17 protein-coding genes, 1 rRNA gene and 1 pseudogene are annotated in these 24,096 nt (G+C 51.0%); 6 read left to right on the top strand and 13 right to left on the bottom strand.

Annotated elements, in window-relative coordinates:
• Positions 1-298 precede the first annotated feature (298 nt).
• On the top strand, positions 299-1,801 hold the full coding sequence (gene proP, locus HV311_RS23055) for a glycine betaine/L-proline transporter ProP (protein ID WP_016155405.1): 1,503 nt from the start codon (positions 299-301) through the stop codon (positions 1,799-1,801).
• A gap of 82 nt (positions 1,802-1,883) precedes the next feature.
• Complete coding sequence (gene pmrR / locus HV311_RS23050) at positions 1,884-1,973, top strand: LpxT activity modulator PmrR (RefSeq protein WP_016155406.1); 90 nt, start codon at positions 1,884-1,886, stop codon at positions 1,971-1,973.
• Here the strand turns inward: pmrR and pmrB are convergent.
• The 7 genes from pmrB to melR form a co-directional block, all read right to left on the bottom strand.
• Positions 1,967-2,998, bottom strand: a complete 1,032-nt coding sequence (gene pmrB, locus HV311_RS23045; protein WP_230851748.1) for a two-component system sensor histidine kinase PmrB — start codon at positions 2,996-2,998, stop codon at positions 1,967-1,969. The genes pmrR and pmrB overlap by 7 nt on opposite strands.
• Before the next feature lie 51 nt (positions 2,999-3,049).
• Complete coding sequence (gene pmrA / locus HV311_RS23040; protein WP_016155408.1) at positions 3,050-3,718, bottom strand: two-component system response regulator PmrA; 669 nt, start codon at positions 3,716-3,718, stop codon at positions 3,050-3,052.
• A 4-nt stretch (positions 3,719-3,722) separates the two neighbouring features.
• Entirely contained in the window at positions 3,723-5,360 is a 1,638-nt protein-coding gene (gene eptA, locus HV311_RS23035) for a phosphoethanolamine transferase EptA (RefSeq protein ID WP_047499583.1), read from the bottom strand.
• A gap of 146 nt (positions 5,361-5,506) precedes the next feature.
• Positions 5,507-6,844, bottom strand: a complete 1,338-nt coding sequence (gene adiC, locus HV311_RS23030; RefSeq protein ID WP_016155410.1) for an arginine/agmatine antiporter — start codon at positions 6,842-6,844, stop codon at positions 5,507-5,509.
• Positions 6,845-6,971: 127 nt separating this feature from the next.
• Positions 6,972-7,733 (bottom strand): AraC family transcriptional regulator, encoded by a 762-nt coding sequence (locus tag HV311_RS23025; RefSeq protein WP_016155411.1) that lies wholly within the window; start codon positions 7,731-7,733, stop codon positions 6,972-6,974.
• A gap of 315 nt (positions 7,734-8,048) precedes the next feature.
• The gene (gene adiA, locus HV311_RS23020) at positions 8,049-10,316 is read right to left on the bottom strand and encodes an arginine decarboxylase (protein ID WP_016155412.1); all 2,268 of its coding nucleotides are present in this window, start codon (positions 10,314-10,316) and stop codon (positions 8,049-8,051) included.
• A 277-nt stretch (positions 10,317-10,593) separates the two neighbouring features.
• Entirely contained in the window at positions 10,594-11,526 is a 933-nt protein-coding gene (gene melR, locus HV311_RS23015) for a transcriptional regulator MelR (RefSeq protein ID WP_016155413.1), read from the bottom strand.
• 269 nt (positions 11,527-11,795) lie between these two features.
• Here melR and melA point away from each other — a divergent pair.
• From melA to HV311_RS23000, 3 genes and pseudogenes are all read left to right on the top strand, one after another.
• Positions 11,796-13,151, top strand: a pseudogene (melA, locus tag HV311_RS23010) (alpha-galactosidase).
• Between the two features lie 92 nt (positions 13,152-13,243).
• Positions 13,244-14,674: a melibiose:sodium transporter MelB gene (melB, locus tag HV311_RS23005; RefSeq protein WP_191220515.1), complete on the top strand. Its 1,431-nt coding sequence runs from the start codon at positions 13,244-13,246 to the stop codon at positions 14,672-14,674.
• 2 nt (positions 14,675-14,676) lie between these two features.
• Complete coding sequence (locus HV311_RS23000; RefSeq protein WP_016155416.1) at positions 14,677-14,931, top strand: SemiSWEET transporter; 255 nt, start codon at positions 14,677-14,679, stop codon at positions 14,929-14,931.
• Between the two features lie 26 nt (positions 14,932-14,957).
• Here the strand turns inward: HV311_RS23000 and HV311_RS22995 are convergent, their stop codons facing one another.
• The 6 genes from HV311_RS22995 to HV311_RS22970 all read right to left on the bottom strand — a co-directional run bounded on the left by HV311_RS22995 (position 14,958) and on the right by HV311_RS22970 (position 21,872).
• Complete coding sequence (locus HV311_RS22995; RefSeq protein ID WP_019077832.1) at positions 14,958-15,575, bottom strand: DUF2238 domain-containing protein; 618 nt, start codon at positions 15,573-15,575, stop codon at positions 14,958-14,960.
• Between the two features lie 147 nt (positions 15,576-15,722).
• Positions 15,723-17,369, bottom strand: a complete 1,647-nt coding sequence (gene fumA, locus HV311_RS22990; protein WP_016155418.1) for a class I fumarate hydratase FumA — start codon at positions 17,367-17,369, stop codon at positions 15,723-15,725.
• A gap of 96 nt (positions 17,370-17,465) precedes the next feature.
• Positions 17,466-18,806, bottom strand: coding sequence for an anaerobic C4-dicarboxylate transporter DcuB (dcuB, locus tag HV311_RS22985; protein ID WP_003031873.1), 1,341 nt, complete (start codon positions 18,804-18,806; stop codon positions 17,466-17,468).
• Between the two features lie 118 nt (positions 18,807-18,924).
• Entirely contained in the window at positions 18,925-19,227 is a 303-nt protein-coding gene (locus HV311_RS22980; RefSeq protein WP_131341598.1) for a hypothetical protein, read from the bottom strand.
• Between the two features lie 297 nt (positions 19,228-19,524).
• Positions 19,525-20,244, bottom strand: coding sequence for a two-component system response regulator DcuR (gene dcuR / locus HV311_RS22975; RefSeq protein ID WP_016155419.1), 720 nt, complete (start codon positions 20,242-20,244; stop codon positions 19,525-19,527).
• Positions 20,241-21,872 (bottom strand): sensor histidine kinase, encoded by a 1,632-nt coding sequence (locus HV311_RS22970; protein WP_016155492.1) that lies wholly within the window; start codon positions 21,870-21,872, stop codon positions 20,241-20,243. The genes dcuR and HV311_RS22970 overlap by 4 nt, the downstream gene beginning before the upstream one ends.
• Positions 21,873-22,469: 597 nt before the next feature.
• Here HV311_RS22970 and HV311_RS22965 point away from each other — a divergent pair.
• Positions 22,470-24,011 (top strand): 16S ribosomal RNA (locus tag HV311_RS22965).
• Positions 24,012-24,096 lie beyond the last annotated feature (85 nt).

The raw sequence follows: 24,096 nt of genomic DNA, 5'->3' as shown, positions 1-24,096 counted from the left end.
GCATTACATGTTAAAAAGTTGACTAAGAATGACCTGATTTACGCATGTTGACGAAATGGAAATCTATATGTGAAGTTGATCACAAATTTAAACACTGTTAGGGTAAAGAGGTCATTAACCGCCCAATCAGGCGTCAACAGGTTCGGTTGTACTGCTCGTTTCTCGTCAGTGTAAGTAAACCTGCTACGCTTGTTACAGGGAATGTGTCTGTGCATTCCCCGCTCGGTGATGACCTTGACGCAGGGGCGTTGAGGGACTCGATCTGTAGCGTGACAGGGCTAAGTCTATGAGGACGAGTATGCTAAAAAGGAAAAAAATAAAACCAATTACGCTGCGCGACGTTACCATCATTGATGACGGTAAACTGCGAAAAGCCATTACCGCGGCGTCGTTAGGTAATGCGATGGAGTGGTTTGATTTTGGTGTTTATGGGTTTGTTGCTTACGCATTAGGTAAAGTGTTCTTCCCGGGGGCTGACCCCAGCGTACAGATGGTTGCTGCACTTGCCACCTTCTCTGTTCCCTTTCTGATTCGACCGCTTGGCGGATTGTTCTTCGGTATGCTTGGCGATAAATACGGTCGTCAGAAGATCCTCGCTATCACCATTGTGATTATGTCGATAAGTACCTTCTGTATCGGTCTCATTCCCTCGTATGCCTCGATTGGTATCTGGGCGCCGATTCTGCTGTTGCTGTGTAAAATGGCGCAGGGGTTCTCGGTCGGCGGAGAGTATACCGGGGCGTCGATTTTTGTCGCAGAGTACTCGCCAGACCGTAAGCGCGGATTTATGGGCAGCTGGCTGGACTTCGGCTCGATTGCCGGGTTTGTGCTGGGTGCGGGCGTGGTAGTCCTGATCTCAACTATCGTCGGCGAAGAAAACTTCCTTGAGTGGGGCTGGCGTATTCCGTTCTTCCTGGCGCTACCGTTAGGGCTTATTGGCCTGTACCTGCGTCATGCACTGGAAGAGACTCCGGCGTTCCAGCAGCACGTGGATAAACTGGAGCAGGGCGATCGTCAGGGACTGCAGGACGGTCCGAAGGTGTCGTTCAAAGAGATTGCGACCAGGCACTGGCGCAGCCTGCTGGCATGTATTGGTCTGGTGATTGCCACCAACGTCACCTATTACATGCTGCTCACCTATATGCCGAGCTACCTGTCGCATAACCTGCATTACTCTGAAGACCACGGCGTGCTGATTATTATCGCCATCATGATTGGTATGCTGTTTGTGCAGCCGGTGATGGGTCTGCTCAGCGACCGCTTCGGACGCCGTCCGTTTGTGATAATGGGCAGTATTGCGCTGTTTGTGCTGGCTATTCCGGCATTTATTCTGATTAACAGTAACGTCATCGGCCTGATTTTCGCCGGGTTGCTGATGCTGGCGGTGATCCTCAACTGCTTTACCGGGGTGATGGCGTCAACGTTACCAGCGATGTTCCCGACGCATATTCGCTACAGTGCCCTGGCCGCAGCGTTTAATATCTCGGTATTGGTCGCTGGTCTGACACCGACGTTGGCCGCATGGCTGGTGGAAAGCTCGCAGAATCTGATGATGCCTGCTTATTATCTGATGGTGATTGCGGTGATAGGTTTAATTACCGGCGTGACCATGAAAGAGACGGCTAATCAGCCGCTGAAGGGGGCTACGCCTGCCGCTTCGGATATTCATGAAGCGAAAGAGCTCCTCGGCGAGCACTACGATAATATTGAGCATAAAATCGAAGATATCGATCAGGAAATTGCTGAGCTGCAGCTTAAGCGTACGCGCCTGGTGCAGCAGCATCCGCGGATTGATGAGTAATCATGTGATTTATCATATCCACTTAAGGTTGGCTTAATCTGTGTCAGGCAAACTCTCCTCCAGAGTATCGGAGGAGAGTGTCATGAAAAACCGCATTTATGAAAGTTTGACCACCGTGTGCAGCGTGCTGATCGTCAGCAGCTTTTTGTACGTTTGGGTGAGTTCTTACTGACCTTTCGCTAATTCCACCCAAGCGCGAGTGCCGGTGGTTCCCTGACGATTTTGCAAATAGAAATGCCCGTGATGTAACTGGGTGATACGACTGACAATGCTCAGCCCCAGCCCAATCCCGCCAAAACGGCTGTCCATACGCACAAACGCTTTACTCAGCTCCCCGCATTTACTCTCATCAATGCCAGGGCCTTCATCTTCGACGGCGATAACGGCATCATGCTCTGTATTCAGGCTAATCGTAATATGGGTGCCTTCCGGGCTGTAACGATGCGCGTTCTCCACCAGATTTCGCAGCAGCATTCGTAATAGCGTCGCATCGCCACGTACGACAACGTCCGCCGTGCTTTGCGGTAGGAGCAGCGTCTGCTGACGCTGGTCCAGCATGGTGCTGAGTTCATCGTAGGAGGGCAAAATCACGTCCTCCAGCAGTTTGACGTGCTGGTAGCTCCCGGCCGAGAACGACTGTCCAACGCGGGCGAGTTGCAGCAGTTGCGACACGCTGTCCATCATTTGGTCAAGGCGGGCAATTAACGGTGAAACGTCGACCTTATGGGTTTTGGACAGTAATTCCAGATGCAGGCGAACGCCTGACAGTGGGGTGCGCAGTTCGTGGGCGACATCGGCGGTAAATAAGCGTTCGTTTTCAATGGTGCTCGTCAGCCGCGTCACCAGCTCGTTGAGCGCTGAGACGACCGCCTGGATCTCAACGGTTGAACTGTGAACTTCAATCGGAGCAAGGTTATCGGCTGCCCGCGTTTCTAACTCTTTTTGCAGATCCGCCAGCGGGCGAGTAATACGTCGCACTGCCTGGTAGCAAATCAGCAGCGTCAGGCTGACCATAAAGATACCGGGGACGATCAGGCTGGCGATGGCCTCGCGGATTTCATGCAGGATGTGGCGATCGTTGTTACGATTTTCGCGTAACGCCTGTTCGAATAGCTGTATTTGTTCGGTGCTTTCGTGCCACAACCAGAAGGTGCTAATCAACTGGAAGACCAGCAGAATAAGACCGATGGTCAGCATCAGGCGATGACGAAGAGGGAGCGGTTTTTTTAGATATTGCAGTAGCTTCACTTAGCTTTCCTCAGTGGCAACCAGCATATAGCCAAATCCCCTGACTGTGCGGATACGTGATTTACCCACTTTGTCCCGCAGGTTGTGAATGTGCACTTCCAGCGTATTGGTCGACGGTTCGTTATCCCAGCTGTAGATGTCGTTATACAGGATCTCCCGGTGTACCGGGCTGCCCGCTTTAAGCATCAGGCGCGACAGGAGTGCGTATTCTTTCGGCGTTAAGATAACTTCTTGCCCATCCATCCACACCTGGCGACGACCGATATTCAGCGTCAGGTTACTGACAATGAGTTCACTTTCACCCTGATTGTTATGACGACGCAGCAGCGCCCGGATGCGGGCATGCAGTTCTTCCAGTGCGAACGGTTTGACCAGATAGTCATCGGCGCCAACGTCCAGCCCGCTGACCCGGTCTTTCACCGTATCGCGGGCGGTGAGGATAAGCACCGGCACGGTGTATTTTTTCTGTCTGATGCGGTTCAGGAAGTGCAGGCCGTCCTCATCCGGTAAGCCCAGGTCCAGAACCACCAGACTGTAATGGCCGGTCTCCAGACACTGCTCCGCGGCACGGGCCGTTGATACGCCGTCGCAGGCATAGCCTTCTGTTTGCGCGGCGAGTATCAGTCCCTGTAATAACAACGTATCGTCTTCAACAATCAGAATTTTCATTCGTTTAGCCTCCCCGGCAGGGTTGCAGAATATCATCTGCCGCCTGATATTTCTGTGTTTGCACGCCTGTTAATCCCAGCAGGGTTGAGAAGAGATTATCCTGTGAGAAGTCCTCTGAGCCTGCCCGTTTTTGCAAACATGTCTGAGAGACTTGATAGCGTTGCTGATAATCTTCTGAGAGCCACAGCAGCATCGGCACATGTTTTTGCGTATCTGGCGCAATCGAATATGGCAGGCCGTGTAAATAGATGCCATTTTCCCCTAAGGATTCACCGTGATCGGAAAGGTAGACCAGGCTGGTGGTGAAATTATCTTGATGCTCTTTCAGTATATTGATTGCTTTATCAACAATATAGTCGACGTAAAGAATGGTGTTGTCATAGGTATTGACCAACTGTTGCTGTGAACAAGTCTGGATTTCGTTGGTGTCACAGGTTGGCGTAAATTTCTTGAACTGCGCAGGATAGCGGTTGTAATAGGTCGGACCGTGGCTGCCGATGGTGTGCAGCACAATCACGCCGTCGCCTTGCAGGTTATTAATGTACTCTTCCAGCCCGTGGAACAGCACGTCATCGTAGCATTCCCCGTCAATACACTGCCCTGGCAGGTTCAGCTTAGTCATATTCTGGTGCGGTACCCGGTCGCATGCCCCTTTGCAGCCGCCGTCGTTATCGTTCCACAGAACGTTAATTCCCGCCCGCTGAATAATGTCGAGCACGCCTTCCTGATGCTGCGCCAGTTCTTCATCGTAGTGCGCGCGTGGCATTCCCGAGAACATGCAGGGGACAGATACTGCCGTTGCCGTTCCGCAGGATGTGGTGCGGGGGAAATAGACCACATCATCTTTTTCCAGCAACGGGTTGGTCTGGCGCGAATAGCCTGACAGCGAGAAGTTATCGCCGCGTGAGGTCTCGCCGAGCACCACAATCGTCAGGTTCTTACGCTTTTCTTTCACCATCAACGGATTGCGATGGGCGTCTTCGCCAATGCGCACCAGCGGCAGGTGGGCCAGCCTCTGGTGTGAATACCAGGAAGAGGTCGCCACAATGCTGTTGGATGGGCTGAGGGATTTCACCAGTTCTTTATTGTTGCGAAACAGTGAGGCGTAATCTTTGTAGAAGAACGCGGCGACCAGCACGATCAGCAGCGCGGAGATCAGAATATTCGCGCCACGGAACAGTACGCTGCGCATGGCCGGGGCGATCGGTTTGATTCTTACCCAGCAGGCAATGAGCGCGGCGAGAATGCCGCTTACTCCGAGCGTGATGAGCATTTGCGGCGTCAGCAAAGCAAAGGTTTCGGCGGGTGTGGTGTCCATCATATTGGCGATCATCGAGCGGTCAATGATGATGCCGTAGGTCATGATGAAATATTGGGCCGATGCGCCAACCAGAATGAAAACGCAGGCCACCAGGCGATTAAGCCACAGGAATGAGGCCAGCGTCAGCACAATGTTCATGACGCTGAAAGCGACGACCGGCATCGACAAAAACACCAGCAGGTTGCGCACAGAATCCAGGGGCAGTTCTTGCAGCACTTGTTTATAGAACGCAATGTTCAGGAAAGTCGCAAGATAAAATGAGATCAGGAGAAGCCAGCTGATTAGCCCGAGAGTGGGTCTTTTAAACAGGTGCTTTAACATTAAGGGGGGTTCCATCGACTAAGTGCTACAAATCCTCTCAAAGTAAAATTAAGCCAACCTTAAGTTCTTAATGTTGATTTCAGGAATCGCGGGGGGCGGCGTTGGCCCGATGAACTTACGCCATCGGGCAACGACGACTGTTTGCGTTAGTTATTGTTTACCGGAGCATCCAATGGATATGGGTTTTTATGGATCCGATTGTAGTTCAGTGCATACAGCGCGGTGATGATCATCAGTGTGACGAATGACCACATCACCTCTTTGGCACCGGAACCGACAACGGCCCAAATACAGTAAACAAAAGCGATAAAGGTCACCAGTAAGTACATCGGACGCGCTTTACCAAAGTGACCATGGCCGAGCAGCAGCAGCGCGGCGCAGGTGTAAAGATACGGCACCAGCGTGAAGATAACGGAGACCGAAGAGACCAGACCAAACTCTTTCGCAGCGTTTGGCGACATGCTGCTGAACTGGAAGATGGTCATCAGAACGCCGACGATAATTAACCCGGCTACCGGCGTACCGGCTTTGTTAACACGGGCAAAAATCGGTGGGAACAGGCCGTCATCGGCTGCCGCTTTGGCGGTTTGCCCGGCAAGCAGCGTCCAGCCGCCCAGGGAACCAAGGCACCCGGCCGCGGCACAGAAGGAGACAATCGCCCCAGCGGTGTCTCCCAGCGCCATGCGTGCGGCATCACCGAACGGGGAGGCTGAAACACGCAGCGCCGCGTTAGGGATCATACCCATAATCGCCGTGGTGGAGAGCACATAGCAAACGGCGGCAATCAGCACGCCGCCCATGGTGGCGATAGGCACGTTACGTTTGGGATTTTTAACCACACCTGCCGCGACGGAGGCGCTTTCCACGCCGATAAATGACCACAAGGTTACGTTCAGAGTGCTTTGAATCGCACCGAAGGTGTTCATACCGCTGACGTTCCATGCCGCCATATAGGTTTCACCCCGGAACCAGAACCAGCCGAAGACGGCAATACCGACAATTGGCACCAGCGCCAGTACCGTTGCGACGGCCTGTACACGGGTGATCATTTTTGGTCCGACAATGTTCAGCAATACGAAGATCCACAGTACCACGACGCAGGTCAGCGTCAGGACCAGCGGATCTTTTAAGATGGGGAAGAAGTAGCTCAGGTAACCGACGCCAATAACCACCATGGCGATGTTACCAATCCAGCAAGCCAGCCAGTACAGGACGTTGGTCTGGTAGCCCAAAAAAGGACCGAAACAGCGGCGGGCATAAGCGTAAGAACCACCGGGACTGGAGTCTAAGGACGACATTTTCGCGTACACCATCGACAGCGCCAAAGCACCGATAATAGTGACCAACCATCCGTAGATTGCAATCCCGCCAGTTGACGCAAGGTTTGCGGGTAGCAGGAATACACCGGAACCCATAATATTCCCCGACACCATAAGGGTGACGGGGATTAAGCCCACTTTGTGAGCATCAGCATCCGTCGACATATTTAGTAACTCCTGATAAGGATAAATGACGTCTTATCATACCTCTTCAGAAGACTATTTTATGATGGCGGACTGGGGGTATCGCTAATGCTGATATTATTATGGCTTATCGCTAACTGATTAAAAATCAGGCAGCGGATGGCTCCCTATGTTGACTGACATAATGCAGAGGCGTCATCCCATAGAACTCTTTGAATACGGATATAAAGTACGAGGTACTGTTATATCCGCACAGTTGAGAGACCTGGGAAATGTTTTTGCCATCCATCAATAATTGATTGACGGCATAACGCATGCGACACGTGGTAATTATTTGGCTGTAACTTGTATTTTCACTTTTGAGCTTTTTCTTTAACAAACTGGGGCTCAGGCATAAGCAACTGGCAACCATGCTTAAATTCCAGTCTTTATGTATATCGCTCTCAATAATGTGATAAACGCTGTCGCTGATACGACTGCGTAGTATATGCATGAGCAGAGAAATAAACTTTTTGCTGCCGAGAAAGCGTGATAACACCGTGAACAGTAGCGAGCGCGTGCGCACACTTTCACCTTCGTCCATTGTGTCCATTACGCTATATTGGGCAGCCACCCGGAAGACATCCGGCGTCAGACAGACGGCGGTCATCACTGGGTTGGCACTGCGTTGCCAGAGTGGGATCTGTGAAAGGTCTTTATTTAAAAAACGTAGATAGTCTTTAATGATATCACGGCTGATATGTACGACCAGTGCGTTATTAAGTGATGAGAAATCGATAATATTATTATCGCATGCTACCAGCGCCATATGATTAGCTTTTAAGCTGATGGCTTCTTTACCGTTAATCCTTAACCAAACATCCTTCTCCGTTAATACAACAACACAAGCTGCTCTGCTGCAAACCCTCATACCCAAACTCCAGGAATATGAAAATAAAACACCGTAGCTCACCATCAGATGAACCATATCGGCTAAATTGAAATTGTATGATGAATCCAGGACCGCATTAAAATAACGTGTCTGAAATTAATTACAATGTTTGGTGGGAATTTTCTTATGTACACTTTTTTTTACGCAAGTGGAAACGTGATATTTGCGTATAAAAAAAGCGCGGGGTGGTCCCGCGCAAAAAGGTATGACAATGTTATTGTTTTGCAGCAATACTCAGGAATTACTCAAGCATGACATGTCTACCTTAAAAATCGGACTATCTATAAAATGACATTATGCTTTCACGCACATGACGTGATATACACCGTCAATAATTTCCGTTCCTTCGGTTTCATGTTCAAATCCAGGGAAGTGGTGGTCCCAGGACTGCAACGAACGTAGATAACTAATCTGCGGGCTATTGGCGTCGCCAAAGTTTTCCCCGGACAGCAGCATTGGAATTCCCGGTGGGTAAGGAATCACGGAATTCGCAGCTATACGACCCGGCAGATTTTCAATGGCCACCATCTCAACGTTATCGCTGACTATCGCGTTATAGGCTTCACGCGGGGTGATTTCAGCAACAGGCAGGCCGGAGTAGGCCGCGTTGAGTCGGCTGCCAGGGTTGTTCTCTTTCAGCCAGGCAAACATGGTGTCGCCCAGATCGTGAATGCCCATGTTGGCGTAAGTGTCAGGATGTTCCTCAACCAGTTCTGGCATCACCTGCGCCAGCGGTGTATTGGCATCGTAATGGTGTTTGAATGAGCACAGGGTATTGATCAGCGTGCCCCATTTCCCACGGGTAATCCCCATTGAGAACAGGAACATAATCTGGAAATCGGTGGTACGGGTCGGCACGATACCGTGGCGGCCAAGCCAGGCGGTGACCAGCGCTGCCGGTACGCCGCTCTCTTCCAGTTCGCCATCATCGCCCATCCCCGGCGCCAGAATACTGACTTTGATTGGGTCCAGCATGCTCCAGTTATCCGGCAGGTCTTTAAACCCGTGCCAGGATTCACCCGGACGCATCACCCAGCAGTTCTGGTCAGTGGTCAGGAGTTGGGTTGGCGCATCGGCAAAGTCATAGGTTTTGCCGGTTTGCGGGTCAGTCACCACTTCTTTGTTCCACGGTTTGAAGAACCAGTCGCCTTCGGCGGAAAATTCTTTGTACAAACGCGCCATGGCCTGACGGAAATCGACCGCTTCGTCGATCACTTCCTGGGTGAGCGACAGACCGCTGTTGCCGTCCATCATGGAGACAGCCACGTCGTTTGATGCGCAGATGGCATACAGCGGAGAGGTGGTGGCGTGCATCATGTACGCCTGGTTAAAGCGGGAGAAGTTCACGGCCCCACGACCTTCACGGACGTGAATGTAAGACGCCTGAGAGAGCGCGTTCAGCAGTTTGTGGGTCGAGTGGGTCGCAAAAACGGTAGGACCGTTATGATCGCCAGGCGCGCCACGCATAGCGTAGTGATCGGCATAAATTGGGTTAAAGCGGGCATAACCGTACCAGGCCTCATCGAAGTGGATGCGATCGCTGGTTTGCGCGAGCAGGTCCTGGGCCTCTTTGGCGTTGTAGCAAACACCGTCATAAGTACAGTTGGTCACAACGCTGTAAGACGGTTTTTGCCCGGCCTTGCCTTTGGTCAGCGGGCTTTCGCTGATTTTTTTCTGCAATGTTTCAGGTTGCATTTCTTGCGGGTAGATTGGGCCGATAATGCCGTACCGGTTGCGGCTTGGCACCATATACACCGGTTTTGCGCCGGTGAGGATCAACCCCTGCTCGATAGATTTGTGGCAGTTACGATCCAGCACCACGACGTCGTTGTCGGTCATACAAGCCTGCATGATGGTGCGGTTAGAGCCGGAAGTCCCGACCACTACGGACCAGGAGCGGTCAGCGCCAAACACGCGGGCGGCATATTTTTCGCTCTCGCCAAATGCGCCGGTATGATCCAGCAGTGAGCCGAGCGATGCGCGTTCAATACCCATGTCGCTCCGGAATAAGTTTTCACCGTAGTAATCATGGTAAAAACGACCCGCCGGCGTTTTGGTAAATCCGACACCGCCCTGGTGACCAGGCGCCGCCCAGGAGTATTCATGGATGTCGCCGTACTTCATCAGCGCGCTGAACAGTGGCGGCAGAAGCTGCTGGCGGTAACGGGTCATCGCCGCAACGGCACGTCCGGCGATAAAGTCTGCGGTATCTTCCATAATCCAGGCGAATTCATCGACAAGCTCCAGCAGGTCGCGATCCAGCGATGCGGTGGCTTTTTCGCGATCGCCCAGCAGGAAAACGGGAACGTTTTGCTGGCGCTCGTGGAGCTTGCCGATCAATTGCCTGACGTTCAGGTGCTCGTCTTGTTGTTCCATTTGATAGCTAAACATCAGGCAATCAATGGCTTCATTAGCGGCGAGGATTGCGTAACCATCGTCGAATGAGGTGGACTTAATGACGGTAACATTTTGGCGGCTTAATGCGTCAGCCAGACGTTCGACAGCGCTACCGACCCAGGTGTCCTGATGCAGAAACTCACTTTCAACAATTAATACTTTCATCATCTTTTACCCGGTTGTGGAAAGGTTGCAATTTATGGATTGCAGACACACCGTATGAATGTGACGCAGGCAAGTATTATCCTGACAAAATGGGCTGTAAAGCGGGTGATAAATAGTCTGATTTGTGTTTAATTTGTTTTTAAACAAATAGTTATGTTTGCTTATTGGCGATTTTTCACCGCTGTTTATCGACAGGGGGAATATTTTTTTGGCTGATACTGATATCGGCGAACGATAGGGATCGTAGGCTGGAGTAACGCCGGTGGTTTCTGGCTGCTCAGCCAGCCATTGTTTGCCGGCGCTGCTGGCTCAGTTTGCGGTACTGCTGCGGCGACATGCCGACAAACTTGCTGAAAGTGTCATAAAAACGGCTGCTGGATCGGAATCCGGCGGTCAACGCGACGTCAAGAATGGTTTTATCGGTATCGCTAAGCAATGCGCGGACGTGATTGATCCGCATTGCGGTGATGTACTGCTTCATGGTGAGTTGCATTACGCGCTGGAAAATCCCCATCGCGTAGTTAGCGTTGAGCTTCACGTGTTCCGCGACGTCGTTGATAGTGAGCACCTGATCGTAGTTATCGGCAATAAAACTCAGCATCTGGCTTACGTAAAACTGGGCGTGCCGCGAAACGCTGTTTTTGTGCGTCCGCGAAGTTTTATTGACCAGGATTGGCTGCCAGCCGGAAAGGCTAAACCGCTTGAGCATCAGACCAATTTCATCAATGGCGAGCTGGCGAATTTGCTCGTTCGGGTTGCTCAGCTCCTGTTGCCAGCGCTGAACTTCAAAGGTGCTTAGCTGCTGCGACGCCAGCGATTTGATGACCATGCCATGGGTAACGTGGTTGATCAGTTCGCGATCCAGCGGCCAGGAAAGGAAAAGGTGCATCGGTAAATTGAAGATAGCCATGCTTTGGCAGCTGCCCGGACGCGTGAGCTGATGCGGCGTACAGGCCCAGAAAAGCGTAATGTGTCCCTGTTTTATCTGCACCACTTCGTTGTTGATGAGGTACTCAACGTCGCCATCAAACGGCACATTAATCTCCACCTGCCCATGCCAGTGGCTGGCAGGCATAGCATGCGGTGAGCGCAGCTCAATATCCATCCGTTGATATTCTGAGTACAGCGACAATGGGCTGCGGGTTTGCTCTTCATCGCTGCTGCACATGTGCGGATCGGGGGGAAGAGGCGATGTCGGTAATGTACTCATGGTTGCTCCATTTCCTGAATTATCAGAATCATGTCATTTGCTGCGCATTAAGGCTGAGAATCAGGACACAAATCGGACCGATATCATTGAGCATAGTGAGATTTTGGGGCCGCATACTCTGCTTTTTGTGCAATTTTGTCCCATAAACTCAGATCCAGTATGGGACAAAGAGGCGATCTGAGTTTATGGGAATGCTCGCCAGGGAAGTCGGAAGTTTTCATCAATGCGCTGTGCCACCATGACTGTGTTCACTAATGTTCTGGAGAGTCATGATGTCTGCACCCAAAATTACCTTTATCGGCGCCGGTTCCACGATTTTCGTCAAAAATATCCTCGGGGACGTCTTTCATCGTGATGCGCTGAAATCTGCGCATATCGCCTTGATGGACGTCAATCCTACTCGGCTGGAAGAGTCACACATTGTGGTGCGTAAGTTGATGGACTCAGCGGGCGCGTCCGGGCGTATCACCTGCTATACCGATCAAAAAGCGGCATTGCAGGATGCTGATTTTGTGGTGGTCGCTTTCCAGATTGGTGGCTATGAACCTTGTACCGTTACCGATTTTGCGGTGTGTAAACGTCATGGTCTGGAGCAGACGATTGCCGATACGTTGGGGCCAGGCGGCATTATGCGCGCGCTGCGCACTATCCCGCATTTATGGCAGATTTGTGAGGATATGACCGAAGTCTGCCCGCAGGCCACCATGCTTAACTACGTTAACCCGATGGCGATGAACACCTGGGCAATGTATGCGCGCTATCCGCATATTAAGCAGGTTGGACTGTGTCACTCGGTGCAAGGGACAGCGGAGGAGCTGGCCCGCGATTTGAACATCGACCCGGCCTCTTTACGCTATCGCTGCGCCGGGATCAACCATATGGCGTTTTATCTGGAACTTGAGCGTAAAACGGCTGACGGTGCTTATGTGAATCTCTATCCGGAGCTGCTGGCGGCCTATGAATCTGGTCAGGCGCCGAAACCGAATCTTCACGGTAATACCCGTTGTCAGAACATTGTGCGCTATGAAATGTTCAAAAAGCTGGGCTATTTCGTCACTGAGTCGTCGGAGCATTTCGCGGAATATACGCCGTGGTTTATCAAACCAGGGCGTGAGGATCTGATTGAGCGCTATAAGGTTCCACTGGATGAGTATCCAAAACGCTGTGTGGAACAGCTGGCGAACTAGAACAAAGAGCTGGAAGAGTACAAAACGGCGGCGCGGATCGAGATTAAACCGTCACGTGAATATGCCAGCACTATCATGAACGCTATCTGGACCGGCGAACCGAGCGTGGTGTATGGCAACGTTCGCAATGACCATCTGATTGATAACCTGCCGCAAGGCTGTTGCGTGGAGGTGGCTTGCCTGGTCGATGCGAATGGTATCCAGCCAACGAAGGTGGGTTCTCTCCCGTCACATTTGGCGGCCATGATGCAAACCAATATCAATGTTCAGACCCTGCTAACGGAAGCCATTCTGACGGAAAATCGCGATCGTGTTTATCACGCGGCGATGATGGATCCGCATACCGCTGCGGTATTGGGGATTGAGGAGATTTATGCGCTGGTGGACGATCTGATCGCGTCTCATGGCGACTGGCTGCCGGCCTGGTTACACCGTTAATACACCATCACGCCGGGCAAAGCATCCGGCGTTTAACCTCTGACGTTTCCTCTAACAGAAGGCGGGCGCTGGTAACGGCGACCCGATACCCTATGAGCATCTCTCTGAAAACAAAACTCAGTTACGGATTTGGAGCGTTTGGTAAGGATTTCGCCATCGGTATTGTGTACATGTACCTGATGTATTACTACACCGACGTGGTGGGATTATCGGTGGGGCTGGTCGGAACGTTGTTCCTGGCGGCAAGGATCTGGGATGCGGTAAACGATCCCATCATGGGCTGGATTGTGAACGCCACCCGGTCGCGGTGGGGAAAATTTAAACCCTGGATCTTACTCGGTACGCTGGCGAACTCATTGGTACTGTTTTTGCTTTTTAGCGCACATTTGTTTGAGGGTACTGCGCAAGTCGTATTTGTCTGCGTGACGTATATATTATGGGGAATGACCTACACCATTATGGATATTCCATTCTGGTCGCTGGTGCCAACGATTACGCTGGATAAACGCGAGCGTGAACAACTGGTGCCGTTCCCTCGTTTCTTCGCAAGCCTTGCTGTGTTTGTCACCGCGGGGGTGACGCTGCCCTTTGTGAGCTATGTTGGCGGGGCCGATCGCGGCTTTGGTTTCCAGATGTTTACGCTGGTGCTGATTGCATTCTTTATCGTTTCTACCGTTGTTACGCTGCGTAATGTGCATGAGGTTTATTCGTCAGATAGCGAGGCAACGGCGGACAGCAGTCGTCTTGGGCTGAAAGCGATCGTTGGGCTCATCTATAAAAACGACCAGTTATCCTGCCTGCTAGGCATGGCGCTGGCTTACAACATTGCCGCCAATATCATTGCTGGCTTTGCCATTTACTATTTTACTTATGTGATTGGCGATGCAAGCCTCTTCCCGTACTACATGTCTTACGCAGGAGCGGCAAACCTGCTGACGCTGATTTTCTTTCCTCGATTGGTAAAAGCGTTGTCACGACGGATCCTGTGGGCTGGGGCATCCGTGCTGCCGGTGCTCAGCTGTATCGTGCTGCTGGTGATGGCGTTAGCCGGTTTCCATAATATCTTACTCATTGTTATTGCTGGTATTTTACTGAATATTGGTTCAGCGCTTTTCTGGGTGTTGCAGGTCATTATGGTGGCGGATACCGTTGATTACGGCGAATACAAACTGAATGTACGTTGTGAAAGTATCGCTTATTCAGTGCAGACGATGGTGGTAAAAGGAGGGTCAGCGTTTGCCGCTTTCTTTATCGCAGTGATACTTGGGGTGATTAATTACGCGCCGAATGTCGCGCAGTCTGCAGAAACCATTGTTGGTATGCAATTCATTATGATCGCGCTACCTGCACTCTTTTTTGTGGTGACCTTAGTCCTTTACTTCCGCTTTTACCGACTGAACGGCGACACGCTGCGCAGGGTCCAGATTCATTTGTTGGATAAGTACCGTAAGGTGCCGCAGCAGCATGAACAACCGGATATCCCTGCTATTGCGATAGTCACCCCAGGTGATGTGAAGGCGTAGCTATGGAATGGCATTCGTGGATTGGGTATTTGGCGGCTAGCCTGACGACGCTCTCATTCTTACCGCAAGCGATTAAGGTCATTACCACCCGCAACACGCAGGGTATCTCCGGTTTAATGTATGTAATGTTTGTGTGTGGGCTGGTGTTGTGGCTGATTTATGGATTATTGATTGAAGATACTGCCGTCAGCATGGCGAACTTTCTGACACTCCTGTTCGCCTTGCCGATTCTGGTTATCAAGTCTCGCAATGGGTAAGGCTGATTGCCGGATAAGCGTCAGCGCTATCCGGCAGTTTTTAACTGTCTGTTGTGCCAGCCCGCCAACACGAGCACCGTGGTTAGCGCACCGAGCAGGGCGCAGAACATATCCGACTGGGTATCCCACGGGTCGCCCTGCGTCCCGAGAAAATCATCCGCTCCCTGACCCATCGCCAGCGCCGCCCACCATTCGATCAGCTCATACATCGCGCTAATCGCCAGCGCCACGCAGCAGACCAAAAATGCCAGCATTTTGCGGCCACGAACTATATTACCGCGCACTAAAATCTCTCTTGCCGTCAGGGCGGGCACCAGACCCTGGAAGAAGTGACCCAGCTTGTCATAGGGGTTACGACTGAGATCCAGCCACTCCTGAACCTGAAAACCGACAGGGACTTTAGCGTAGGTATACATACCGCCGACCATCAGAATGATGGCGTGCAAGAAAATGAGCGTGTAGAGCAACGGCGTCAACGGGTAGCGCTTCACGGTCGCCAGCAACAGTGGGACGACAATAATGACCGGCGTAACTTCCATCAGCCAGGTGATTTTCTCCGTGGCTGAGATACCTGTGTAGATAAGTATTAGCGCCAGGAGCAGCGCGCCAGAGTGCAAGATTGTGGAGTTCAGTGTGCGGAGCATGGCGAATTCACAAGTAATGGAAAAGGTTACTATTCCCTGTGAGCGGCAAAAATTCAACGCCAGTAAATGGGGGGATAAAGTTGGCCCGGGGGGATCACTGGACTGACGCCAAAAATCTGTTGTCAGTCCAGTGCCGGGCCGAATGGGTTACTTCGCGCAGTTAGCGCATTGTTTGCTGACGATTTGCTGGAAGAAATCGTTGCCTTTGTCATCGACCAGAATGAAAGCCGGGAAATCTTCGACTTCGATTTTCCAGATAGCTTCCATACCCAGCTCCGGGTATTCCACGCATTCCAGATGTTTAATACTCTGCTGCGCAAGTACCGCTGCCGGGCCACCAATGCTACCTAAATAGAAGCCGCCGTGTTTATGGCAGGCGTCTGTCACCTGCTGGCTACGGTTACCTTTTGCCAGCATGATCATGCTGCCGCCGTGAGACTGTAGCAGGTCAACATAGGAGTCCATACGACCCGCAGTGGTTGGCCCTAAAGAGCCGGACGGATAACCCGCAGGTGTTTTGGCCGGGCCCGCGTAGTAGATAGGGTGATCTTTCACGTACTGCGGCAGACCTTCGCCGGACTCAATACGTTCTTTTAGCTTCGCGTGGGCAATATCGCGACCGACAATGATGGTGCCGCTCAGCGACAGACGGGTAGAAACCGGATATTGAGAGAGCTGGGCGAGGATCTCTTTCATTGGGCGGTTAAGGTCAACTTTAACCACTTCACCTTCGCCTGCCTGGCGCAGCGACTCCGGAATGTACTGGGCTGGGTTATGTTCCAGTTTTTCGATCCAGATCCCTTCGCGGTTAATCTTGGCCTTGATGTTACGGTCTGCGGAGCAAGACACACCCATACCAACCGGGCAGGATGCGCCGTGGCGAGGCAGGCGGATCACGCGGATATCGTGCGCGAAGTATTTCCCGCCAAACTGGGCGCCGAGGCCGAGTTTCTGCGCTTCTTCCAGCAGTTCCTGTTCCAGTTGCAGATCGCGGAACGCCTGGCCGTGCGCATTACCTTCAGTCGGCAGTGCGTCATAGTAGTGTGTGCTGGCCAGCTTCACCGTTTTCAGGGTGCTTTCCGCTGACGTGCCGCCAATGACGAATGCAATGTGGTACGGCGGGCATGCTGCGGTACCCAGCGTGCGCATTTTCTCTACCAGGAAGTTTTTCAGTTTGCCGGGCGTCAGCAGCGCTTTGGTTTCCTGATACAGATAGGTTTTGTTCGCTGAACCGCCGCCTTTGGCCACGCACAGGAATTTGTATTCGTCACCATCCACGCTGTACAGGTCGATTTGTGCGGGCAGGTTGGTGCCGGTATTCACTTCTTTGTACATATCCAGCGCCGCGTTTTGCGAGTAGCGCAGGTTATCTTCAATATAGGTATTAAATACGCCCTTGGAGAGTGCAGCTTCGTCACCGCCACCGGTCCAGACGCGCTGACCTTTTTTACCCATGATAATTGCCGTACCGGTGTCCTGGCAGGTTGGCAATACGCCTTTAGCCGCGATTTCGGAGTTTCTCAGGAACTGCAGCGCTACGTATTTATCGTTTTCGCTGGCTTCGGGATCATGGAGAATTGAGGCGACTTGCTGTTGGTGTTCAGGGCGGAGCATGAAGGAGGCATCGTGGAAGGCTTGTTGGGCCAGTAGCGTAAGTGCTTCAGGGGCTACTTTCAGGATTGTTTCGCCTTCAAACTCGCCGACGCTGACGTGATCGGAGGTCAGCAGGTAGTACTCAGTTTTGTCTTCCCCCAGTGGGAAAGCCGCCTGATAAGTGAATTCAACTTTTGACATTTGCTTCCAGCCTTTTCATTTTTCTCAGGAATTTTAAAATTCTCTGTGTCTTGACGGTGGCGTGCCGTTCCAAAGCGGACGGCACGCGCACTGTAATTACAGGAAACCGTACATTGCGGCGAAGATCCAACCAAAGACACAGGATACGCTCACGCCGATCAACCCAGGTAGAATGAAGCTGTGGTTGATAACGAAACGGCCAATGTGGGTGGTGCCGGAACGGTCAAACTGAATAGCCGCCAGATCGCTCGGGTAAGTCGGCAGAATGTAGTAACCGTAACATGCCGGAGCGGAAGCAACGATGTACGCTGGATCAACCCCAATTGCCAGTGCGACCGGAACAATCGCCGCCAGCGCCGCAGCCTGGGAGTTTACAAATTTGGAAACCAACAGCAGAACAATTGCATAGGCCCACGGATACTCTTTCACCATATTGCCCAGCACACCTTCGATTTCCGTCATGTGCGCGCCGAACATTGTTTCGGCCATCCAGGCAATACCGTACACCGCCACAATCGCGATCATACCGGAACGGAAGACTTCGTTTTTAGATATTGAAGCGGGATTGGTCTTCGTCAGGATAATAATCAGCGCACCGGTCAGCAGCATGAACATCTGGATAACCAGTACCATTGACAGCGGTTTGCCGCTGAAGGTAGGGCGCAGCTCAGAGAACGCGCCGAGCACGGCAACAACGGCGATAGCGGCAAGGAAGATCCACATGGCCAGCCAGTTGCTTTTCGGCAGCTTTTTGTCTAACAGTGTGGCGGTATCGCCATAAACGTAGTTGTGGTTTTCAGGGACGGAAATAAACTTCTGGAACTCTTCATCTTTATCCAGATCTTTACCGCGGAACCAACTGAAGATACCGATCGCCAGGATACCCAACAGGGTAGACGGGATAGTGATGCTGAGCAGGTCGAGGAATTCAAGATGCTTGCCTTCAAACGTTACGTTACCCAGCATTGCGACCAGTGATACAACGGCCACGGACACCGGGCTGGCGATAATCCCCATCTGCGCACCGATAGAACTCGCCGCCATCGGACGTTCCGGGCGAATATTGTTCTTAATGGCAACGTCATAAATGATTGGCAGGATGGTGTATACCACGTGGCCTGTACCGCAGAGAATCGTCAGGGTGCAGGTAACGAACGGGGCGACGATGGAAACGTATTTTGGGTTACGGCGCAGCAGCTTTTCAGCGATTTGCAGCATAACGTCAAGGCCGCCGGAGGCTTGCAAGGTTGCCGATGCGGCCACCACGGCAATAATAACCAGCATTACATCTACAGGTGGTTTACCCGGCTGGAGATGGAAAACGAAAACCAGAATGACCAGGCCGATACCGCCTAATAAACCCAGCGCGATACCGCCCTTTCTGGCACCATAAAACAAACATATTAATATTATAAGAAGTTGTATACTAAATAACATTTTATTTACCCTCGCGAAAAAACCAGTCAATTTTTTGAAAAATGGATCTGTGCCACATTCTTTTTTGCCGGAATAGGCATCAAAAAATGGTCAGTATTCGATATGTCCGTATTTGCGATTAATGTTCAAATGTCTTGCTAGAATGTTTTTTTAACGTTATGGCGATATTTAGCTTTTTTCTGTGGCTTTGATCAGAGGAGAGAATCCTCAGGCGATGGGAAGCAGAGCTGGACATGGAGAGCTGCGGTTGACGCTGTAATTTATCTGTTTTGCGTTTTCCGCTATTTCGTGAACCACCGACAGAATGGGTGAGTAGGTTATTTGTGTGATCACGCTCACGCCATTTCATAATGTGATGAGGTTGGCGTGCGGATACTTTTATTTGCTCACAAAAATGTACGGTGTCCATGGTACGTAGCATGGTCTCCATTGCTACCAGTCTAGATTTTGTATGTCTGGTTAATTTCAGACTAATCCTTTATGGGTAAAAATACACACTCTGCGAGCTAGATAATACTTAATTAACTTTTGTTAGCGATTTTGAAATTAAAAACAGTGTGACGTTAATCAATATTAAAATAATACATTTAACATGCTGGATACAAATATATTTGATCTAACGCAAATTTATAATTCTGCAGCATGATTCAGAAAAGAAGGGATTTTTCATTATTTTAATAATTGTTACTTTCAAATAACAAATAATCCCAAATTGTTTTTATTGGCAATATTGTTTTAGTAATGAGTAATGTTCAGCCTGAACGCGGTAACGATAAACCGGTCTACCGGTTACGCCATAATGGATGCTGGTAAATAGGATGTGACAATTGACGAGCCAGATAAGATATTTACGGCAAGAAACGCGCGAGATATTGACCTCGTTGGCCAGTTCATCGGTGGAGAATTCCTGATCCTGATGCTCATCAATCCACTGGCACAGCGTGCGTAACGTTTGTGGCGTTAATCCTTTAGGTAAGCGCCGCGCTTCCTGTTCATTGGAGGAGCTGCCGTGAATCAACTGGTCAAGCTCAGACTGTTCATAGTACTGATGCTTTTCCATCTCGGTTTTCTTTTGTAGCCAGCCGGTCAGCGCCTCTTCAAAACGGGACGCCTGGAACGGTTTGATCAGGTAGTCAACGACACCATAGTGGAGAGAGTCTTTGATGGTGGTCGCGTCAGCGGCGGAAGAGATGACAATGACATCACACTTGCAACCTTCGCTGTGCAATACAGGCAACAGATCCAGACCGTTTTCTTTTTGCATATAAATATCAAGCAAAATCAAATCGATATGATTACCGCTATGAAAGATTATCTCTTTTGCTTTCTCCAGCGTGGAGGCTGTGCCGCAGCAATGAAAACCGGAGAGTTGCGCGACATAACGGCGGTTTAATTCCGCTACCATTGCATCGTCATCGACAATTAAGACATTGATCATCTGCTGGCCCTCTCACCATTCCACGGTAACTGTACAAAAAATTGGGTGAAGATCCCAGGTTCTGACTCGACGGAAATATTGCCGCCAACGTTTTCAACCTGTTGTTTAACAAGCGCTAAACCAACGCCCCGTTCGGTTCCTTTTGACGAAACGCCCTTCTCAAAGATGTGCTCAATGTGTTCGGGGGCAATCCCCGGACCATCGTCATTCACTTCGCAATGCAACCAGCCGTGTCGATAATGCAAGGATACGCTGATCTCGCCACCAGGTTCTTGACCTAGCGCCTCCAGGGCGTTTTCAATCAAATTCCCCAGAACGGTAATCAGCACAGCCACCTGATCTTCGTTGCTGTTTTCCGGCAACTGGCTTTCATTGCTGATCACCAGGCTATGGCCTAAATCAGATGTGCGATTAATCTTACTGAGTAAAAATCCTGCGATCACCGGGGATTTTATTTTTCCTAACAGTGAGCCAATCTCTTCCTGATAACTGTTCGCGGTCTTCAGGATGTAATTTTCAAGCTGCTTATAACTTTTCAGATGCAATAATCCCAGAATCACGTGCAATTTATTCATGAATTCGTGGGATCGTTCACGAAGTGCGTCGGCATAGTTGACCATGCCGTCCAGTCGTTGCATTAGTTTTCGGACTTCAGTCTTATCTCTGAATGTTGAAATGGCCCCGATGATTTTACCGTTGCTGAGTACCGGAACCGTGTTAATTAAGAGTAGCCGATCCTTCACCATGATCTCTTCATCGCGACGCGGCGTTCCGTCATGCAGTACCTGTGAAAAATCGACCACTTTTGACCATGCGTGGCTGAGCGTGGAGAGCTGGGCATCGTCTTGCGATTTGTGGTAATCCAGCAACTCTTGTGCCGCCTGGTTTATCAGCGTCACTTCACCGCACTCGTCAACGGCAATGACGCCTTCCTTTATAGAGTGCAGCATCGCCTGGCGTTGTTCGAACAGATTGGAGATTTCATAAGGCTCCAGACCAAACAGAATACGCTTGAGGACTTTGACAAATACCCATGTGCCGAGCAGCCCAACCAGCACGCCAAATAAGATGGACCAAAAGATGCTGCCACGGCTGTTATTGATCTGCTCTGTCACCCTGCTTAGCTCAAGGCCGATCGACACGACGCCTATCTGCCGGTGATGCTCGTCATAAATAGGGGTAAATACGCGCAGGGCTTGCGCCAGAAATCCGCGATTAATGGCGACATTCTCTTTCCCTTGCAGGGCCAGCAAAATGTCATCGCCTTTAAACGGCTGACCGATTCGCTGCGCTTCGGGATGGGAGTAACGAATGCTTTGCATATCGGTGACGACGATGAACAAAAAATCGTTGCTCTTATTCACCGCCTGGGCAATCGCCTGAATACCGCTTTCCTCGGGCTTTTTCATTAGCCCCTGGCGGATCTCCGGGGAGTTTGCCAGCGTTCGTGCGACCGCAAGCGCTTTACCCGCTAATGCATCGCGCGTCATGTTGCTGATTTGCGAGAAATAAATCAGATGAACGACAAGCAGTACGGAGAAGAGTACAGCACTGACCATGAGGATCACGGTAGTGCCGAGCTTCATCGGGCGTTTGCGTATAGCAGTACGTTGCAGAGAGTGTCTCATCACGGTCCTGGAATCACGGTTTGTATGGGTATTATCGCCTGATGGGATGCGTAATTCAAAGGTGGTAGGGATGATGGGGCATGGGCTGCCTGGGCTTTTCTTCTATATATAACGTAGAGCGAGTCTCTTTTTATATAGAGATTTCCTTATCTGCTTTCACTTCTTTCAGGGAGGCTGACCACTATTTTGCTTACGATTGTGGATAACTCTGTGTGTAAATGGGTATAAGGCGGGGTTTTGCTGTGGAATGCAGCGGTCAGTCATTTTTCTGCAATTTAAGGGTTGCGGGCCGCGGGAAACTCCCTATAATGCGCCTCCATCGACACGGCGGATGTGAATCACTTCACACAAACAGCCGGTTCGGTTGAAGAGAAAAACCTGAAAATGAGGGTTGACTCTGAAAGAGGAAAGCGTAATATACGCCACCTCGCGACAGAGCGCTAAAGCGCGTCGCAACTGCTCTTTAACAATTTATCAGACAATCTGTGTGGGCACTCGAAGATACGGATTCTTAACGTCGCAAGACGAAAAATGAATACCAAGTCTCTGAGTGAACACGTAATTCATTACGAAGTTTAATTCACGAGCATCAAACTTAAATTGAAGAGTTTGATCATGGCTCAGATTGAACGCTGGCGGCAGGCCTAACACATGCAAGTCGAACGGTAGCACAGAGGAGCTTGCTCCTTGGGTGACGAGTGGCGGACGGGTGAGTAATGTCTGGGAAACTGCCCGATGGAGGGGGATAACTACTGGAAACGGTAGCTAATACCGCATAACGTCGCAAGACCAAAGAGGGGGACCTTCGGGCCTCTTGCCATCGGATGTGCCCAGATGGGATTAGCTAGTAGGTGGGGTAACGGCTCACCTAGGCGACGATCCCTAGCTGGTCTGAGAGGATGACCAGCCACACTGGAACTGAGACACGGTCCAGACTCCTACGGGAGGCAGCAGTGGGGAATATTGCACAATGGGCGCAAGCCTGATGCAGCCATGCCGCGTGTATGAAGAAGGCCTTCGGGTTGTAAAGTACTTTCAGCGAGGAGGAAGGTGTTGTGGTTAATAACCGCAGCAATTGACGTTACTCGCAGAAGAAGCACCGGCTAACTCCGTGCCAGCAGCCGCGGTAATACGGAGGGTGCAAGCGTTAATCGGAATTACTGGGCGTAAAGCGCACGCAGGCGGTCTGTCAAGTCGGATGTGAAATCCCCGGGCTCAACCTGGGAACTGCATCCGAAACTGGCAGGCTAGAGTCTTGTAGAGGGGGGTAGAATTCCAGGTGTAGCGGTGAAATGCGTAGAGATCTGGAGGAATACCGGTGGCGAAGGCGGCCCCCTGGACAAAGACTGACGCTCAGGTGCGAAAGCGTGGGGAGCAAACAGGATTAGATACCCTGGTAGTCCACGCCGTAAACGATGTCGACTTGGAGGTTGTGCCCTTGAGGCGTGGCTTCCGGAGCTAACGCGTTAAGTCGACCGCCTGGGGAGTACGGCCGCAAGGTTAAAACTCAAATGAATTGACGGGGGCCCGCACAAGCGGTGGAGCATGTGGTTTAATTCGATGCAACGCGAAGAACCTTACCTACTCTTGACATCCAGAGAACTTAGCAGAGATGCTTTGGTGCCTTCGGGAACTCTGAGACAGGTGCTGCATGGCTGTCGTCAGCTCGTGTTGTGAAATGTTGGGTTAAGTCCCGCAACGAGCGCAACCCTTATCCTTTGTTGCCAGCGATTCGGTCGGGAACTCAAAGGAGACTGCCAGTGATAAACTGGAGGAAGGTGGGGATGACGTCAAGTCATCATGGCCCTTACGAGTAGGGCTACACACGTGCTACAATGGCATATACAAAGAGAAGCGACCTCGCGAGAGCAAGCGGACCTCATAAAGTATGTCGTAGTCCGGATTGGAGTCTGCAACTCGACTCCATGAAGTCGGAATCGCTAGTAATCGTGGATCAGAATGCCACGGTGAATACGTTCCCGGGCCTTGTACACACCGCCCGTCACACCATGGGAGTGGGTTGCAAAAGAAGTAGGTAGCTTAACCTTCGGGAGGGCGCTTACCACTTTGTGATTCATGACTGGGGTGAAGTCGTAACAAGGTAACCGTAGGGGAACCTGCGGTTGGATCACCTCCTTACCTTAAAGAACCGACCTTTGTAGTGCTCACACAGATTGTCTGATGAAAAGTAAATAGCAAGGCGTCTTGCGATTGAGACTTCAGT

This window comes from Citrobacter sp. RHBSTW-00881, from assembly GCF_013728515.1.
Lineage (GTDB): Bacteria > Pseudomonadota > Gammaproteobacteria > Enterobacterales > Enterobacteriaceae > Citrobacter > Citrobacter braakii.
Note: the sequence above shows the minus strand (reverse complement) of the source record. Positions and strands in the feature narration are given on the sequence as shown.

Excerpts from the sequence above, each read along its gene's own strand:
- proP (WP_016155405.1), top strand. The coding sequence starts at position 299 with ATGCTAAAAAGGAAAAAAATAAAACCAATTACGCTGCGCGACGTTACC.
- pmrR (WP_016155406.1), top strand. The coding sequence starts at position 1,884 with ATGAAAAACCGCATTTATGAAAGTTTGACCACCGTGTGCAGCGTGCTG.
- pmrB (WP_230851748.1), bottom strand. The coding sequence starts at position 2,998 with ATGCTGACCATCGGTCTTATTCTGCTGGTCTTCCAGTTGATTAGCACC.
- pmrA (WP_016155408.1), bottom strand. The coding sequence starts at position 3,718 with ATGAAAATTCTGATTGTTGAAGACGATACGTTGTTATTACAGGGACTG.
- eptA (WP_047499583.1), bottom strand. The coding sequence starts at position 5,360 with ATGTTAAAGCACCTGTTTAAAAGACCCACTCTCGGGCTAATCAGCTGG.
- adiC (WP_016155410.1), bottom strand. The coding sequence starts at position 6,844 with ATGTCGACGGATGCTGATGCTCACAAAGTGGGCTTAATCCCCGTCACC.
- HV311_RS23025 (WP_016155411.1), bottom strand. The coding sequence starts at position 7,733 with ATGAGGGTTTGCAGCAGAGCAGCTTGTGTTGTTGTATTAACGGAGAAG.
- adiA (WP_016155412.1), bottom strand. The coding sequence starts at position 10,316 with ATGAAAGTATTAATTGTTGAAAGTGAGTTTCTGCATCAGGACACCTGG.
- melR (WP_016155413.1), bottom strand. The coding sequence starts at position 11,526 with ATGAGTACATTACCGACATCGCCTCTTCCCCCCGATCCGCACATGTGC.
- melB (WP_191220515.1), top strand. The coding sequence starts at position 13,244 with ATGAGCATCTCTCTGAAAACAAAACTCAGTTACGGATTTGGAGCGTTT.
- HV311_RS23000 (WP_016155416.1), top strand. The coding sequence starts at position 14,677 with ATGGAATGGCATTCGTGGATTGGGTATTTGGCGGCTAGCCTGACGACG.
- HV311_RS22995 (WP_019077832.1), bottom strand. The coding sequence starts at position 15,575 with ATGCTCCGCACACTGAACTCCACAATCTTGCACTCTGGCGCGCTGCTC.
- fumA (WP_016155418.1), bottom strand. The coding sequence starts at position 17,369 with ATGTCAAAAGTTGAATTCACTTATCAGGCGGCTTTCCCACTGGGGGAA.
- dcuB (WP_003031873.1), bottom strand. The coding sequence starts at position 18,806 with ATGTTATTTAGTATACAACTTCTTATAATATTAATATGTTTGTTTTAT.
- HV311_RS22980 (WP_131341598.1), bottom strand. The coding sequence starts at position 19,227 with ATGCTACGTACCATGGACACCGTACATTTTTGTGAGCAAATAAAAGTA.
- dcuR (WP_016155419.1), bottom strand. The coding sequence starts at position 20,244 with ATGATCAATGTCTTAATTGTCGATGACGATGCAATGGTAGCGGAATTA.
- HV311_RS22970 (WP_016155492.1), bottom strand. The coding sequence starts at position 21,872 with ATGAGACACTCTCTGCAACGTACTGCTATACGCAAACGCCCGATGAAG.